Below are 16,351 nucleotides of genomic sequence, written 5' to 3' on the forward strand. Positions count from 1 at the left end.
CAGATTTGGCGAGCACCGCGATAATGCAGGTAACTAACGTTTGTTAGTCAGGTGTGACACGTTCATATAATTTGGCAGTCCATTTTCGTAGGAAATGGAAGTCTCGCCCTGAATCAGTGGGAGAAGATAGGCTACCATTTCTTCGGTAACGTCATTTCCACGCTCGTTAATCCATGCTCTTGGAACGGATTTTGCTTCGTTCGCAATATTTTTGATTTCTGCATAACCGTATTCGATGGTATATGGTGCATTGGAAGTACGGTTCATGGTTACCATGGAAGCGGTAATGCCCTGTTTTGCAAAAGCAACAGCATGTTCACCGGAAGCAACTGCTTCATTTAAATCGGTGGCAGAAGAAAGGTGGGCAGCGCAACGTTGTAATACATTTACTTCTACAGAACGGACTTTTACGTTGATATTGTCTTTAATCAGATATTCCAACGCTTTACCGGCACCGCTTAACTGGCTGTGACCGAAGGTATCTTCCATGCTTTCTCCGGCACAGATATAATTGCCTTCTGCATCATGAATTCCTTCAGATACCGCAATGATAATATTGTTGTGTTCCTCTAAGAGTGCACGCACATCTGTTAAGAACTCCTCCTTGTCAAAATTGCATTCCGGAAGATAAATAAGATGCGGTGCATCGCTGTATTCATTTCTGGCAAGGGCGGAAGCGGCGGTCAGCCAGCCGGCATCACGTCCCATAATTTCTACGATTGTTACACTCTTTACGGCATAGATAAATGTATCATGTGCAATTTCAAGTAAAGAAGATGCAATATATTTGGCGGCGGAGCCAAATCCCGGAGTGTGGTCTGTTACCATCAGGTCATTATCGATGGTTTTTGGAATACCAATAATGCGGACATTGCTTCCGATTCGCTCGGCATATTCGGAAAGCTTTAATACGGTATCCATGGAATCATTTCCGCCGATATAGAAGAATGCACCGATATTCAGCTTTTCAAACTGCTTGAAAATATAGTTATAAGAAGAATCATCATCCATAAAATCCGGCAGCTTAAAACGGCAGGAACCAAGGTACATTGCCGGTGTGTGAATCAGACGCTCTAATGCATTTTCGTCCGCTTCCATAATTTCGGAAAGGTTAAGATAATGTTCATTTAAAATACCTAAGATTCCATTTACGGAACCGTAAACAGTGCCATAGCAGCCGGCAGCACCTTTAATGACACCGGCAAGGCTTGCATTTATTGCAACGGTTGGTCCGCCGGACTGGGCAACCATGCAGTTTTGAATCGATGTATTCATAGTCAGACTCCTTTGTGATTTCAAAGATTTGTGTTAGGATATATAAAAAAGTTATAGTTATTATAAGAAAATATCCTACAAGAATAACTATATATGATAGAATCGGAAAAGGCAAGACTAATCCGGCGGGAGTGGGAAGAACCGCAAGAAAAAATAAAGGAAAGGCAAAAGAGATGGAAAATTGTATGCTCTGCCCAAGAGAATGTGGCGTAAATCGTAAAAAAGGTGAAATGGGCGTCTGCGGTCAGACAGCAGTTATAAAGGCTGCAAGAGCAGCACTTCATATGTGGGAAGAACCGTGTATTTCCGGGCAGAACGGTTCCGGAACGGTATTTTTCAGCGGCTGCAATTTAGGCTGTGTATTCTGCCAGAACCATAATATTGCCACAGGAAAAGCCGGAATTGAAATAAGCATAGAGCGGCTGGCAGAAATTTTCCTGGAATTGCAGGAGAAGGGTGCAAATAATATTAATCTGGTAACGGCAGGACATTTTGTGCCACAGGTGGTTGAAGCACTGAAGCAGGCAAAGCAGCAGGGACTTTATCTTCCGGTTGTTTATAATACTAGTTCCTATGAAAAGGTGGAAACACTTCGCCTGTTAGAGGGCTATGTGGATATTTATCTTCCTGATTTAAAATATGTTGACAGCGCAATCAGCAGCAGGTATTCCCATGCAGCGGACTATTTTACTTGTGCCAGTGCAGCGATTGCAGAAATGGTGCGGCAGGTAGGCAAACCGGAATTTGTTTTCGAACGGGCAGCAGGCAAAGAAGGCAGCAGTGTAGAATTTCTGGCAGATGAGAAAAAGAAAATTTCGGAACAGCAGAGTAATATGATATTTGACGCAGCAGAATATCAGGAGCGCAGCGAAGCCGGGGAGTCTCTTCTGATGAGAAAAGGCGTCATTGTGCGCCATCTTGTTATGCCGGACTGTGTGGAAGATTCCAAGCGTGTGATATCTTATCTTCTTAAGACCTATGGCGGTCGGATTTTTATCAGCATTATGAATCAGTATACGCCGCTGCCACAGTGCAGGGAGTATCCGGAATTAAGCCGCCGGGTAACGGAAGCGGAATATGATGCGGTGGTGGATTATGCGATTGAACTTGGCATTGAGAATGGTTTTATCCAGGAAGGGGATGTGGCAGAGGAGAGTTTTATCCCGGAGTTTGATGGAGAAGGGATTGTACGGAAAGATAATTAAAAATAAACTTATTGAACATATGTTCTGTACATGATATAATATTATTGTATAATTGAAAAAGAAAGCAGGATGTGTTTTCCGATTATTAGATGCCCTCTAGTTGGTAAAGGAGGGTGATGCCCTATGAACACAATAGAAGTTCTTACTTTGTTGCTAGTAATATTTGCGGCGCTATCTTACATAGATAATCATAATAATAAAAAGAAATAGCATCCCACTCGTCCAAAAGTAGATGCTATTTCAAAAATAGTTTTCACTGAGGGCAAATCGGAGCATATCCGATTACCTTTCTAAGTAAATTATACACTAGGGTACTTGGCTTTTCAAGTACCCTTTTTTACTTTACAGGAAATTGCTTTCCTGTAAAGTAAAAAACGCTCCGCGAGGATGCGCACTGCGGCGTATAAGGTAGATGCCGCAAGCGACCGCCGCAGGCGCGAGAATGTGCCAAGGCACATTCTTTATTCTCGGGCAGATTCACCATAAATGATAAAAAATCTTGACATCTTCCACAAAAGTTCTATAATACATTTTCGGTAATGCGAGGATGTAGAAAGATGAATAAAGAAAGAGACTATTTTTTTGATAATTTAAAAGCGGTATTGATATTCTTGGTTGTGCTGGGACATTTCCTGCTCCCTATCCGTGGAGACAATCCATTGGTGGTGGTGAAACGGCTCATCTATGTATTTCATATGCCGCTTTTTGTATTTATCTCCGGCTATTTTGCCAAGAAAATTTATAAAAATGGACAGTATAATTTTAAGAAAATATTGTATCTGCTGAAAGCATATGTGGTATTTGTTGTGGCAATTCAGATAGTATATGCCATTGCGGGATTTGAAAAATTTACGGAGATAGATTTCCTTTCCCAAAGTGGTGCACCGTGGTATTTATTTGCAATGATTGTATGGTATCTGACGATACCACTTGTCCGTAAATGTAAAGCGGTGCCGGTTCTTTTGCTTACGGTAGTGCTGGCATTAACAGCTGGTTATTTTAAAAATGTGGGAGACTTTTTATGTCTGTCACGAATTCTGGTATTTGGACCGTTTTTCTATCTGGGCTATTTTCTGGAGCAGAAGACACTGGAAAAAGCATTGCAGCCAAAGTTTCAGAGACTGGTGGTTCCATGCGCGGAGGCAATCTGTATCTTTATTCTGGCATATGGAGCAAGGTTGAAAGATTCCCTGGGAATGGTATATGAAAATATATCCTATTATGAACTGGAAGAAGTGTGGAAAGGACCGATGGTCCGCCTCTCCCTGATGATTGCAGCATTTCTTATTTCCTGGGCAATCATGTTTTTTATTCCGAGAGGAAAGACAAGGTTGTCAGCAATCGGACAGAATACCATGCCGGTATATATGCTGCACCGGATTTTACGGGATATTCTGATGTTTGCCGGAATCTATGATTATCTGGGTGACTGGGGCTGGATAGCATTTTTTATCCTGTTAGGATTAAGTGCTGGAATCGTATATGTGTTAAATAATTCACATGTTGTCAATCAGGTCAACCGGATACTGGCATTACATACGCCGCAGTTAATCAGAAACTTAAAAAGGCAACGGGCACGTTAGTCTGGATGGAAGAGATTGATACCATTGGAATGATAAAGAGAGGTGGTCGTATGTCAGAAAATAGAAAAATTCGTGTTTTTTATCAGTTTAACGGATATGTCCAGGGTGTGGGATTCCGCTATCGCATGTCGCATCTGGCGGGGTATTTTGGTGTGACTGGTTGGGTGCGCAATGAATATGACGGCTCGGTACAGGCAGAATTGCAGGGACTGCCGGAAGAAATTGATATGATAATTCAAAGACTCTGCCAGGACCGTTACATCGAAATCCGCAGCATGGACAGAAAAGAACTTCCACTGGATGAGACGGAACGGGGCTTCCATGTAAAATATTAAAATGCAAAAAGCAGCTTCTGGCATACTTTGTCAGGAGCGTTTTTACTTTACAGAAAATTGCTTTCCTGTAAAGTAAAAACGCTCTGCGAGGATGCGCACTGCGGCGTATAAGGTAGATGTCGTAAGCGACCGCCGCAGGCGCGAGAATGTGCCAAGGCACATTCTTTGTTCAGAAAAGTTGCAAAAAATAGCAAGAAATAGTAAACTGTGGGATATGCGAGTATACTACTATGAAAATGAATTAGAGGATGAATTTTCGGAAGCAAAGATAACTGCGAAGAAAATTGATGGAACATATCAGTACAGCCAGGACAGCTTGGGAAGGAAATTATTACATTTTATCTGTTATAATCTCATTGCAAAACCGGTGGCATGGTGCTTTTTAAAGATAAAATACCGTCATAAGATAGTGGGACGGGAAAAAATAAAAGCGTTAAAGGGACAGGGATTTTTCCTCTACGGAAATCATACCAATGCAGGAGCAGATGCCCTGATTCCCACAATGCTGGCACATCCGACGGACGTATATGTGATTGTGCATCCGAATAATGTTTCTATGCCCTTTTTCGGAAAAGTAACGCCATATCTTGGGGCGTTGCCGTTGCCGGATGATAAGGAAGCCATGAAACATTTCTTGGAAGAAATCGGAAAGAAAATCACTGCGAAAAAATGCGTGATGATATATCCGGAGGCACATATCTGGCCTTATTATACGAAGATACGTCCTTTTAAGGATTCTTCCTTCCGTTATCCGGTGCAGTATCAATGCCCGGTAATCTGTTTTACCAATACATATCAGAAACGGAAGCATAGTAAAAAGCCGCAGATAGTAACCTATGTGGATGGTCCGTTTTATCCGGATGCGAAATTGCGTGGAAAAGAGCAGAAAGCAGACCTTAGAAACAGGGTTTATGAACAGATGAAAGAAAGAAGCAGCAGGAACACCCTTGTACTTGCTACTTATATCAAAAAGGGTGATGTATGAGAAATATTCTATTTTCGGGGAATGTCAAAGTATTTGATGGAATACTGACCGGGATGCTGTCCATTTTTATGCGGACGAAATCGACAGAGCCATACCGCATCTACATTTTTACAATGGATGTATCACATTTAAGAGAGGATTTTCTGCCGGTGAGTGATGAGCAGATTGCATTTTTAAATGAGGTAGCAAAGTCCTATAACAAAGAAAATATTGTAATCAAGATTGATGTGACAGATATTTATAAAGAAGAATTTGCAGGCTGTCCGAACGAAGGTGCGTATTGTTCACCATATACCCTGCTTCGTCTGTTTGCAGATAAGATTCCGGAAATCCCGGATAAGATTCTTTATCTGGATGCAGATATTTTATTTAACCGGGAGCCGGAGCTTTTATATGACATTGATGTAAAAGGGTATGAGTATGCTGCAGCAAGAGACCACTATGGAAAATATTTAATCAATCCAAACTATATCAATGCGGGAGTATTGCTTTTTAATATGGCAGAGATTAAGAAAACAGGTCTTTTTGAAAAAGCAAGACATCTCATTAAGACAAAAAAATTACTGTTTGCGGATCAGGATGCAGTATACAGAAGTACCACGGCAAAGAAAATGCTGCCGCAGAAATATAATGACCAGAAGTTCTTACATAAGAGTACAATAATCAGACATTTTTCCAAACGGCTTTTTTACCTGCCATATCCGCATACGGCAAATATTAAGCAGTGGAATGTCAGTGCAATTCACAGAATTTTTAAGTATGAAGCGTTTGATGATATTCTGTTCGAATATATTTATCTGAAAAAGAAATTTGAACAGGACACTAAGAGGTAAGGAGTTAATTTATGGAAATGAAGAGTTTATCACAGTATGGGAAGAAAGCGGAGATACCGATTTTCTTTGCCTGCGATGAAGGATTTGTAAAATATATGATGGTTTCCATGAAGTCCATCATGGAAAATGCAGACCGCAGCCGGAAATATCATATTTACATTTTACATATGGGAATTACGGAAGCAACCCAGGCAAAAGTGCTTGCCATGGCAGATGAAGAATTTGCAATTGATTTTGTGGATGTTACAGACAAGATGAGGAGCATTGCAGATAAGCTTCCGATTCGTGACTATTATTCCAACACAACATATTTCCGGCTTTTTATTCCGGATATGTTTCCACAGTACCGCAAGGCACTTTATATTGACAGCGATACCATCGTAGTGGGAAATATTGCAGAATTATATGACCATAAGCTTGGTAAATTATATGCCGGAGTCTGTCCGGACCGTGTGGTAGCACAGACAGATATCTTAGGTGATTATGTAGAAAAGGTATTAGGCGTAAAGCGTGCCAGATATTTCAACGCCGGAGTAATGCTGATGAACTGCAGTCAGTTCCGTGAAAATCATCTTTTAGATGAATTCTTAGAGATGCTTCACATCTATCTTTTTGTGGTAGCGCAGGATCAGGATTACCTGAATCTGATTTGCAAGAATCAGGTGCTTTATATGGAACCGAAGTGGAATGCACAGGTATTTGGAGAACTTGCCTGCCCGGAAGAAGAGGTGGGATTATTCCATTTTAATATGGCAGCCAAACCATGGCATTATGAAGACTGCCGTCTGGCAGAGTATTTCTGGAAATATGCGAAGATGACAGCGGATTATGATGCCATAAAAGAAGGACTTGCCAATTATACCGATGAGCAGCGCCGCAATGACAGTGTGTCTGGTGAGAAATTAATCCAGCTTGCGGTATCTGAGATTAACAGAGAAGATAATTATCTTCGCAAGATGGAAAAAGCCGGAAAATCAGAAAGTAAGCTTGCGCTGCTTGCTCACATAGAGGAACTGGAGCGGGAAGGAAGATTTTCAGAAGATGCAGAAGAAAATCCACCGGCACCGGTTCTGATGCCGGAAGATATTAATTATCTTCCAAGAAGTTTAAAGAGCAAGACACAGACCAAATATGCATTTAAAGTAGCAAGATGGTTTGTCAATATGCTGATAAAGAAAAAGCAGTTGATAATCAAAGAATACAAAGGCATTGAAAATCTTGAAAAAGTAGCAGACGGAGCAGTCATTACCTGTAACCATTTCAATGCATTTGACAGCTTTGCCATCCAGCTTGCCTTCGAGCAGGGTAAATTGAAAAAGAAAAAAATGTACCGTGTAATCCGGGAAGGCAATTATACCGGATTTCCGGGATTTTACGGAGTGTTAATGCGCCATTGCAACACACTGCCGTTAAGCTCTAATTTTAAGACCATGGAGAAATTTATTGCTGCCGTAGACAGGGTATTAGAGAAAAATCAGTTTGTACTTGTCTATCCGGAGCAGGGAATGTGGTGGAATTACCGGAAACCAAGACCGTTGCAGAAGGGCGCATTTACCTTCGCTGCCAGAAATAATAAGCCGGTACTTCCCGTATTTATTACCATGGAAGACAGTGATGTTTTAGATGATGACGGATTCTATGTGCAGGAATATACGGTGCATTTCTGTGAACCGATTTATCCGGATCCGAATAAAAAGCGTGCACAGAATTCCTGTGAGATGCGGGATAAGAATTATGAAGCGTGGAAAGCTGTTTACGAGCAGACCTATGGAGAGAAACTGACCTATAGTTGTGATGAAAAACAGCCGATTAAAGAGAAGAAAGCACTCTAATAAAAGTTGCAGGAAATGTAATATGTATTGAGAAAGGGTAAAGGGATAAATTATGAATAATCAGTGGAACCAGATGCCACCAAACATGCCGTCACAGCAGAGACCGCCGATGCCACCGAATATGCCGCCGCAGCAAGGTGGACCAATGCCGCCGAATATGCAGATGCAACAGGGCAGACCGATGCCACCAAACATGCAGATGCAGCAGAGACCGCCGATGCCAACGAATATGCCGCCACGACAGGGAAAAATGCCACGACCGGAGCTCTCTCCGGAAGATAAGAAGCAGGCAGACAAATTATGTATTATTTCCATGATTTTGATGTTTGCACCGATGGCAGTAATTTTTATTAAGAATATTATTCTGGGACTGTTGTTTGATGCAGGAAAAGAAGAAATTTATTATAATATCGCAAGCAGCTATGTATTAGGTTCAATTCTGACTTTTCTTATGGCTGGCTGTGGAATTGCAGCACTGGTACTTATGATTTTGGTCCGTGTAAAATATCCGCAGAGTGTATTTGGTAAAGTGCTGATGTGGCTTTATATTGCACTTGCCATTCTTGTAGTAGTATTTATAGCAGTAACAATTATTGCCTGTGGGCTGGCATTCATAAGCTGTGTCCGAAACTGTCCGGGCTGATGAGGCAGGAAAATAAATGATAGATATTACGATTTTGCACTGGAGAATTTCGCCGTATTTTATCTGTTTTCTCTTAAGCTTTGTACTGGCATATCTTTATGTCACATGGTATTTGAAAAAAGCAGGAGTAAGGGGCAGTCATATCTTTTATTCAGAGCTTTTGAATACAGTCCTGGCATTATATTTTGGAGCATTTTATACCTTTATTGTGCAGCTGGCAGAACAGGGTAAAGTAGAAACATTTGGTTTTTCCAGTCTTGGCGGTATGGCGGGCATCCTGCTCGGTGTGTGGATTTTTACAAAAATCAGTAAGGAACATAAGATAGAGCTATGGACTGCATATGTGCTGGCATTGGGACTGATGTATGCGGTTTCAAAGCTAGGCTGCTTTTTTGCAGGCTGTTGTGTTGGCATGAGATATCAGGGACCTGGCAGTATCCGCTATCTTGATAATGGAGCAGCGGGGGAATACCTTTTTCCGGTCCAGCTGGCAGAGACGATCTTATTTCTGCTGGCGTTTTTGTTGCTTCACAAGATGGCAGAACGAAGAAGGAATGGTATAATTCCAAAGAGTCTGTTGCTGTATGCGATATTAAAATTCGTACTGGATTATCTGAGGTATTATGAAGACAGAAAGATTTTCAGTGCGAACCAGTGGGGATGTCTGCTGGTAGCTGTAAGCGTATTGCTCTATGAGGCAGTACGGCAAATTAGACAAAGAGCGAATAATAAAGTAATATAACGGATATGAGAAAAGAGTTTTGTGGGTGTTGTGCCGGCAGAACTCTTTTGCATTGTTATGCATCCAAAGAAGCTGACGGACAGGTTATGGTGTTTATCAAGCGTTATATTTATTGTAAAAGGTTGGATTCGGAACAAAGTATTTAGAAAAAATTGGGAAATAAGTTTACATAATATAGGTACGAAATATGGGACACATCCTGTTGTAACATGATCTTATCAGAGAGCAAAGCCACTGAAAAATACCAGAAAAGTGGCAGAAAAGCGAAGGAAAAGATAAGAAAAAAGACACAGGGAGGTCACAATTATGCGTGATAATACAGTACATGTAAGAAGAGGAAAGAAACATCCGTCAAGAATGGAAATGATAGTGCTTGCAGCTCTTGCAGCCCTTATGGTAAGCGGCGGAACATTATTACTGCTGGCAGCTTTGCTGGGACAGGATATTACAGACTGGAACCACAGAGCAGCAATTACAGCAGGTCTTTCTCTTGCCGGAGTTGTGTGGGGATGGTTAATCAGGGCAAACCGTTAGACATATCCGTGGGATAAGTACGACATGGTTTTTCGAATTGAGGTTGACGCATTCCCGATAGTTTTCTATAATGAAACTGATTATATTGTACAGGAAAATCAAAAGAAGATTTTCTGTTGTTTTGGAGAAAAAGGGAATTGAAGGAGACGGAAAATGAAGAAAACAATTCGTAAGATAGAGATACTTTTCATGACATTGATTTGCATTTTTGCCATGTCAGGAATGCCGATGCAGGTATATGCAGGTCCTGCGGATAATTCGCTGGAGACACTGACAGTAGCCGAGGGTTCATTATCACCTGCATTTGAAGGAAGCCGTATGTACTATACGGTACAGGTAGGACAGGATGTAAGCAGCGTGACGGTAAGTGCAAAAACGGTAAATCCGGCAGCAACGATTCAGTCCGGGGTGGGAACCACTACCTTAAAAACAGATGGAGATACAAAGATTGACGTAGTAGTGCAGGCAGAGAATGGAAATCTTGCAACTTATCATCTGACCATAACCAAGTCTGCAACAGGTGCTACAACAAATACAGATACTACAACAAGCACAGACACAGGCAATACTCCGGCGGACAATAATACCGGAGCAGATAATGGCACAGATACAGCCACACCGGACGATACTGTATCTGCCTATACCGTGTCAGAAGATTTCGCAGCAGAACAGATTCCGGCAGATTTTACAGAAGCGCAGGTAACTTATCAGGGAGCTGAATACCGTGGTGCTGCTTTTAACAATGGTAATTTATCTCTTTTATATATGACAGATGCAGCAGGAAATGCAGGCTTTTATGTGGTAAATGGCACCGATGGCAGTGTGTGCCCATATATTCGTATCGATAATGGGGATAATTATCTGATTTTAATGACACCTTCGGCAGTGACTTCCTTTTTACCGGGCGAAGCAACCACGCCTATTCAGGTTGGGGACAGCACATTTGAAGATGCATACGCAACAGATGCAGAAAATATTTATACCGTATATGGAATGACAAATGATGGACAGGAAGGCTGGTATAATTACAATACCAGTGATGGAACCTTCAGCGAATACCAGTACAGTGACAGCACGGAGGAGGATACCGATACCACCTATCTTCAGAATGCATTAAATGACCTAAATGACAAATATACCGCTAGAAAAGACCGGGATTTAAAAATAATTGCCGGATTAATTGTAGTAATCGTAATTCTTATTTTTATCATTATTAATCTGTTGCTTCGTGGAAGAAGAGGTTATGAAGAAGAGGACGATGATGAAATCGAAGAAGCAGTAGATATCTTTGAAGAAGAAAAACGCAGAAAGACAAAGAAGAAACAGAAATTCGTAGAAGATACCGGTAAAGTCGAAGAAGAGCCGGTCGAAGAAAAAGAGACCAGTGCAGTGAAGGATTTACCGGAGAAAGCAGAGTCAGAAGAAAAAGAAGAAGCGGATTCCGCTGCTCAGTTACCGGAAGAAGTGACAGAACGGTTAGGTGAAACTGACTTTATGGAAGAATTTGAAGAAGAACCGGAATTTATGTCCGGCAGAAAGAAACGTGAAAAGGAAAAGAGAGAGAAAAAAGAGAAGAGACGGCGGAGTAAAGATATTTTTGATGACGATGATGAAGATAATGGAATCTTTGCAAGCCATGATGACTTTATTGAGAAAGAATCATCAGATGATGATATTGAAGTAATGGATTTAAATGATTTATAAGAGAATTGGCGCGTAGTGACAGGAGGATTTTATGCATAAACCATATACAAAACAAGCGCAAAAAGTAGTAGAACTGACGACAAAGGCAGCCAGAAGCATGCATCATAATTATATTGGAACAGAGCACCTTTTACTGGGATTGCTAAAAGAAGGCAGTGGAGTAGCTGCCTGTGTTCTGATGGATGCGGGAGTAGAAGAAACCCGTCTGGTAGAACTGATAGAAGATTTAATCGCTCCATCTTCGGATGTGGCAGTATTAGACCGGAAAGGTTATTCTCCAAGGATTCAGCATATCATTGAGACCGCTGACCAGGAGGCAGAGCGTTTTGACAATGAGAATATCGGAACAGAACACCTTTTAATTGCATTATTGAAAGAGGCAGACTGTGCCGGTGTACGTCTGTTGAATACACTGGGTGTGAATATCCAGAAGATTTATATCGAGACTCTGGTAGCCATGGGAGAAGACGCAAACCGCTATAAAGAGGAGATTGCGGCAAGCAAATCCGGAAAAAGGAAAGCAGTAGAAGTAACGCCAACCTTAGATCAGTATTCCAGGGATTTAACTGCTATGGCAGCCTATGGTGAGATAGACCCTGTGATTGGCAGAGAGGCAGAGATTGCCCGCGTGATTCAGATTTTAAGCCGCAGGACGAAAAATAATCCATGCCTGATTGGAGAGCCGGGAGTTGGAAAGACAGCTATTGCAGAAGGACTTGCCCAGCGTATTGCATCCGGACTGGTTCCGGATACAGTCCGGGGAAAACGAGTGGTAACACTGGATTTATCCGGAATGGTAGCAGGCTCTAAATACCGTGGAGAATTTGAAGAGCGGATTAAGAAAGTCATTCGTGAAGTGACAGAAGCAGGAAATGTACTTCTTTTCATAGATGAACTTCATACCATTATCGGAGCAGGTGGAGCGGAAGGTGCTATTGATGCATCCAATATTTTAAAGCCATCCCTTGCCCGTGGAGAAATACAATTAATCGGAGCAACCACATTAGAAGAATACCGTAAATATATTGAAAAAGATGCAGCCCTGGAACGTCGTTTCCAGCCGGTAACGGTGGAAGAGCCGACGGAAGAGCAGGCGATAGAGATATTAAAGGGATTAAGAGAACGCTATGAAAAGCATCATCATGTACAGATTTCAGATGCGGGAATAGAAGCGGCAGTGAAGTTGTCTGCCCGTTATATTGCAGACCGTTATCTGCCGGATAAGGCCATTGATTTGATGGATGAGGCTTCCTCGAAGGTTCGCCTTGGCGGATTTAAAATGCCGGAGAAGATTAGTGAACTGGAGCGTAAGGTTGCTCAGTTAGAGGACAATATGGAGACGGCATTGATGGAACAGCGGTTTGAAGATGCCGGGGCAATCCGCAAGGAGAAGGAAGCTGCCCGGAAGAAATACGAAAAGCAGGTGGAAAAATATCATCGGGATGCAGACAAGAAGAAACTGGTTGTCGGAGAAAATGAAATTGCAGAAATTGTATCTGACTGGACAAAGATACCGGTGAAGAGACTGGCAGAGGGCGAGGCTGCACGTCTCAACCGTCTGGAAAAGACACTGCATAAGCGTGTAGTAGGACAGGAAGAGGCAGTCAGTGCAGTGGCAAGAGCAGTCAGAAGAGGACGGGTAGGATTAAAAGATCCGCATCGTCCGATTGGTTCCTTCCTTTTCTTAGGACCGACCGGAGTTGGTAAAACAGAGATAACAAAGGCACTGGCAGAGGCTGTCTTTGGCGATGAGCAGGCAATGATTCGTGTTGATATGTCAGAGTACATGGAGAAGCACAGTGTTTCTAAAATGATTGGTTCACCGCCAGGTTATGTAGGTTATGAAGAAGGCGGCCAGCTCAGCGAAAAGGTCAGAAGAAAACCATATTCTGTTATTCTTTTTGATGAAATTGAAAAGGCACACCCGGATGTATTTAATGTATTGCTTCAGGTACTGGATGATGGACAGATTACAGATGCCCAGGGCAGACGGGTAGATTTTAAGAATACGATTATCATTATGACTTCCAATGCAGGGGCGCAGTCTATCATTGCACCGAAGAAGCTTGGATTTGCTGCAGGCGAAGATGAAAAGAAGAATTATGAATACATGAAAAATGGTGTAATGGAAGAAGTCCAGAGAATCTTTAAGCCGGAGTTCTTAAACCGAATTGACGAGACCATTGTATTCCGGGCTCTCAATAAAGAGGACATGAAGAAGATTGTCACCATTTTAAGCAAATCTTTAATTGACCGGTGTGAAAAACAGATGGGTATCCATCTGACCATAACCGGCAGCGTAAAAGGATACATTGCTGAGAAGGCATACAATCCGAAATATGGAGCAAGACCATTGCGGCGTATGATACAGACACAGATAGAAGATATGCTGGCAGAAGAGATTTTATCCGGTAAAATCAAGCCGGGAGATGATGTGGAAATCCGCATGGTAAAAAAGGAAATAAAAACCGCTGTGAATTCATCAAAATAACTGGAAAAATGTGTCGAGATAAGCTATAATATTTTCATAAAATTTACGAAAAAGCCATCATGGGATAGTGGCTTATAGGAGGATAAAAAATGGCTGTAGTTGCAGAATTAATTCGTTCAGAAGCAAACGGAACAATCAGTTTTGGAGATTATACACTGGGAGCAAAATCCAAACTGGACAATTTTGAACATGCGGGAGATTTGTACAAAGTTAAGACATTTCGTGAGATTACCAAATTAGAGAGAAATGGAATGTTTGTATATGAATCTGTTCCAGGGACTGCAGTTACAAATATGGTAGCATCCGAAAACGGTGTGGAATTTGAAGTAGAAGGACCGGAAGATGCAGAGATTACACTTGGCTTAATGGAAGAGACAGAGTATGATGTATTTGTAGCAGGAAAATCAATTGGTCAGATGAAGACCAATTTAGGTGGTAAATTAACACTTAGCGTTGAATTAGATCCGGAAACTCCGGTTGCAGTAAAAGTATCTAGAGTATAAATGGATATATCAATAAGATGATAAGAAAGAGAATCCAATTCCAGCGGATTGGGTTCTCTTTTTACTAATTTGCGCGAGTAGCGAGAAAAAATCCGGGAGAAAAGAAGAAACTAAGCTCGTAAAGGGTGTTTCTCGCAGTTGCCGGTAGGTAAGAAAGACAGTTATTGCAAGAATAAGGGGGAAAATAGATGGCAAAGGGAAAAGCAACCGTATTTTTCTGCCAGGACTGTGGCTATGAATCATCCAAATGGATGGGACAGTGTCCGGGATGCGGCGGGTGGAATACTTTTGTAGAAGAAGTGATAGATAAATCAGCACCTGCAAAAGTGCGGAAGGAAGCAGCAAAAGCAGAAGTTGTAAAAATTGCAGATATTAAAGCAGGACGGGAAGAGCGGCTGACTACAGGACTAAAAGAGTTAGACCGGGTTTTGGGAGGTGGAATCGTAAAAGGTTCCCTTGTTTTAGTCGGTGGAGATCCTGGAATTGGAAAATCCACGCTGCTTTTACAGGTGTGCCGGAATCTTTCCATGCAGAAGACCGATGTATTATATATTTCCGGAGAGGAATCCCTGCAGCAGATAAAAATTCGTGCAGAGCGTATCGGAGAATTTGGCGATACTTTATCACTGCTTTGTGAGACCAATCTGGATACTATCAAAGAAGTGATTAACAGAACAAAACCGGAAATCGTGGTCATTGACTCAATTCAGACCATGTATAATGAAAATATTACATCGGCGCCTGGCAGTGTTTCCCAGGTCCGGGAAGCAACCGGAGTTCTGATGCAGATTGCAAAGGGGCTTGGTATTTCTATTTTTATTGTCGGCCATGTGACCAAAGAGGGTGTTGTGGCAGGTCCCCGTGTGTTAGAACATATGGTAGATACGGTATTGTATTTTGAAGGTGACCGTCATGCGGCATATCGTATATTGCGTGGCGTGAAGAACCGTTTTGGTTCCACGAATGAGATAGGTGTATTTGAAATGTGTAATGAAGGGTTAAGGGAAGTGGAAAATCCTTCAGAATATATGTTAAGTGGAAAGCCGGAAGGAGCATCCGGTTCTGTAGTGGCATGCTCTATGGAGGGAACCCGTCCGATTCTTTTGGAAATACAGGCACTGGTGTGCCACAGCAATTTTGGAATGCCAAGAAGAACAGCTGCAGGAACGGATTATAATAGGGTCAATCTTCTGATGGCTGTATTAGAAAAGAGACTGGGACTGTCTTTAAGTTCCTGCGATGCATATGTAAATATTGCCGGGGGTATCCGTATGAATGAACCCGCAATTGATTTAGGTATTGTGCTTGCGATTGTATCCAGCTATAAAGATGTTCCGATTGATGAGAAGACCATCTGTTTTGGGGAAGTAGGACTAAGTGGTGAAGTACGCGCAGTCAGTATGACAGCACAGCGTGTGCAGGAAGCTGAGAAGCTTGGCTTTACCACCTGCATTCTACCTGAAGTTTGTAAAGCAGGATTGAAGAAGAATTCAAATATAAATGTAGTGGGTGTCAGCAACGTACAGGATGCCATCCGCTATATTTTATCCAAAGAAAAATGAATTGAGCACACAATTCAAACAATTTAGATAAAAAACGACAAATGACCTACTTTAATAAATATGGCAAAATCGTGTTGACATCCCGAAAATGACGTGCTATTATAAAACTCCACCGCGCAGGAAA

At 41.8% G+C, this 16,351-nt stretch carries 14 protein-coding genes; 13 read left to right on the plus strand and 1 reads right to left on the minus strand.

Annotated features, from left to right (window positions below; translation table 11 throughout):
* Positions 1 to 33: 33 nt before the first annotated feature.
* Positions 34 to 1,275 (minus strand): 6-phosphofructokinase, encoded by a 1,242-nt coding sequence (locus DWX96_RS02565; protein ID WP_118056402.1) that lies wholly within the window; start codon positions 1,273 to 1,275, stop codon positions 34 to 36.
* 173 nt (positions 1,276 to 1,448) lie between these two features.
* On the opposite strand from DWX96_RS02565, the gene DWX96_RS02570 reads away from it, so the two are divergent.
* The 13 genes from DWX96_RS02570 to radA all read left to right on the plus strand — a co-directional run bounded on the left by DWX96_RS02570 (position 1,449) and on the right by radA (position 16,227).
* Positions 1,449 to 2,480: a radical SAM protein gene (locus DWX96_RS02570; RefSeq protein ID WP_118056697.1), complete on the plus strand. Its 1,032-nt coding sequence runs from the start codon at positions 1,449 to 1,451 to the stop codon at positions 2,478 to 2,480.
* Between the two features lie 557 nt (positions 2,481 to 3,037).
* Positions 3,038 to 4,063, plus strand: coding sequence for an acyltransferase family protein (locus DWX96_RS02575; RefSeq protein WP_158561790.1), 1,026 nt, complete (start codon positions 3,038 to 3,040; stop codon positions 4,061 to 4,063).
* Positions 4,064 to 4,113: 50 nt separating this feature from the next.
* Positions 4,114 to 4,398 (plus strand): acylphosphatase, encoded by a 285-nt coding sequence (locus tag DWX96_RS02580; RefSeq protein WP_117697653.1) that lies wholly within the window; start codon positions 4,114 to 4,116, stop codon positions 4,396 to 4,398.
* A 214-nt stretch (positions 4,399 to 4,612) separates the two neighbouring features.
* Complete coding sequence (locus tag DWX96_RS02585; RefSeq protein ID WP_118056400.1) at positions 4,613 to 5,383, plus strand: lysophospholipid acyltransferase family protein; 771 nt, start codon at positions 4,613 to 4,615, stop codon at positions 5,381 to 5,383.
* Positions 5,380 to 6,216, plus strand: coding sequence for a glycosyltransferase (locus DWX96_RS02590; protein WP_118056399.1), 837 nt, complete (start codon positions 5,380 to 5,382; stop codon positions 6,214 to 6,216). Before DWX96_RS02585 ends, DWX96_RS02590 begins: the two co-directional genes overlap by 4 nt.
* Positions 6,217 to 6,227: 11 nt before the next feature.
* Positions 6,228 to 8,048 carry a glycosyltransferase gene (locus DWX96_RS02595; RefSeq protein ID WP_118056398.1) on the plus strand — a complete coding sequence of 607 codons (1,821 nt, stop codon included), beginning with the start codon at positions 6,228 to 6,230 and terminating at the stop codon, positions 8,046 to 8,048.
* A gap of 52 nt (positions 8,049 to 8,100) precedes the next feature.
* Positions 8,101 to 8,691, plus strand: coding sequence for a hypothetical protein (locus DWX96_RS02600; protein WP_117697625.1), 591 nt, complete (start codon positions 8,101 to 8,103; stop codon positions 8,689 to 8,691).
* A 16-nt stretch (positions 8,692 to 8,707) separates the two neighbouring features.
* Positions 8,708 to 9,433 (plus strand): prolipoprotein diacylglyceryl transferase family protein, encoded by a 726-nt coding sequence (locus tag DWX96_RS02605; protein ID WP_118056397.1) that lies wholly within the window; start codon positions 8,708 to 8,710, stop codon positions 9,431 to 9,433.
* 306 nt (positions 9,434 to 9,739) lie between these two features.
* Positions 9,740 to 9,967: a hypothetical protein gene (locus tag DWX96_RS02610; protein WP_022243971.1), complete on the plus strand. Its 228-nt coding sequence runs from the start codon at positions 9,740 to 9,742 to the stop codon at positions 9,965 to 9,967.
* 153 nt (positions 9,968 to 10,120) lie between these two features.
* Positions 10,121 to 11,671: a cadherin-like beta sandwich domain-containing protein gene (locus tag DWX96_RS02615; RefSeq protein WP_118056396.1), complete on the plus strand. Its 1,551-nt coding sequence runs from the start codon at positions 10,121 to 10,123 to the stop codon at positions 11,669 to 11,671.
* Between the two features lie 31 nt (positions 11,672 to 11,702).
* A complete protein-coding gene (locus tag DWX96_RS02620) occupies positions 11,703 to 14,162 on the plus strand; it encodes an ATP-dependent Clp protease ATP-binding subunit (protein ID WP_118056395.1) in 2,460 nt (819 codons plus the stop codon).
* A gap of 89 nt (positions 14,163 to 14,251) precedes the next feature.
* Positions 14,252 to 14,665, plus strand: a complete 414-nt coding sequence (locus DWX96_RS02625) for an endosialidase (RefSeq protein WP_117697630.1) — start codon at positions 14,252 to 14,254, stop codon at positions 14,663 to 14,665.
* A 188-nt stretch (positions 14,666 to 14,853) separates the two neighbouring features.
* Positions 14,854 to 16,227, plus strand: a complete 1,374-nt coding sequence (radA, locus tag DWX96_RS02630) for a DNA repair protein RadA (RefSeq protein ID WP_118056394.1) — start codon at positions 14,854 to 14,856, stop codon at positions 16,225 to 16,227.
* Positions 16,228 to 16,351: the final 124 nt, after the last annotated feature.

The sequence above is a fragment of the Roseburia sp. AF22-2LB genome, assembly GCF_003461125.1.
GTDB lineage: Bacteria > Bacillota > Clostridia > Lachnospirales > Lachnospiraceae > Roseburia_C > Roseburia_C amylophila.

Coding starts and splice junctions, on each gene's coding strand:
- DWX96_RS02565 (WP_118056402.1), bottom strand. CDS start 1,275: ATGAATACATCGATTCAAAACTGCATGGTTGCCCAGTCCGGCGGACCA.
- DWX96_RS02605 (WP_118056397.1), top strand. CDS start 8,708: ATGATAGATATTACGATTTTGCACTGGAGAATTTCGCCGTATTTTATC.
- DWX96_RS02600 (WP_117697625.1), top strand. CDS start 8,101: ATGAATAATCAGTGGAACCAGATGCCACCAAACATGCCGTCACAGCAG.
- DWX96_RS02575 (WP_158561790.1), top strand. CDS start 3,038: ATGAATAAAGAAAGAGACTATTTTTTTGATAATTTAAAAGCGGTATTG.
- DWX96_RS02585 (WP_118056400.1), top strand. CDS start 4,613: ATGCGAGTATACTACTATGAAAATGAATTAGAGGATGAATTTTCGGAA.
- DWX96_RS02615 (WP_118056396.1), top strand. CDS start 10,121: ATGAAGAAAACAATTCGTAAGATAGAGATACTTTTCATGACATTGATT.
- DWX96_RS02625 (WP_117697630.1), top strand. CDS start 14,252: ATGGCTGTAGTTGCAGAATTAATTCGTTCAGAAGCAAACGGAACAATC.
- DWX96_RS02610 (WP_022243971.1), top strand. CDS start 9,740: ATGCGTGATAATACAGTACATGTAAGAAGAGGAAAGAAACATCCGTCA.
- radA (WP_118056394.1), top strand. CDS start 14,854: ATGGCAAAGGGAAAAGCAACCGTATTTTTCTGCCAGGACTGTGGCTAT.
- DWX96_RS02570 (WP_118056697.1), top strand. CDS start 1,449: ATGGAAAATTGTATGCTCTGCCCAAGAGAATGTGGCGTAAATCGTAAA.
- DWX96_RS02620 (WP_118056395.1), top strand. CDS start 11,703: ATGCATAAACCATATACAAAACAAGCGCAAAAAGTAGTAGAACTGACG.
- DWX96_RS02590 (WP_118056399.1), top strand. CDS start 5,380: ATGAGAAATATTCTATTTTCGGGGAATGTCAAAGTATTTGATGGAATA.
- DWX96_RS02595 (WP_118056398.1), top strand. CDS start 6,228: ATGGAAATGAAGAGTTTATCACAGTATGGGAAGAAAGCGGAGATACCG.
- DWX96_RS02580 (WP_117697653.1), top strand. CDS start 4,114: ATGTCAGAAAATAGAAAAATTCGTGTTTTTTATCAGTTTAACGGATAT.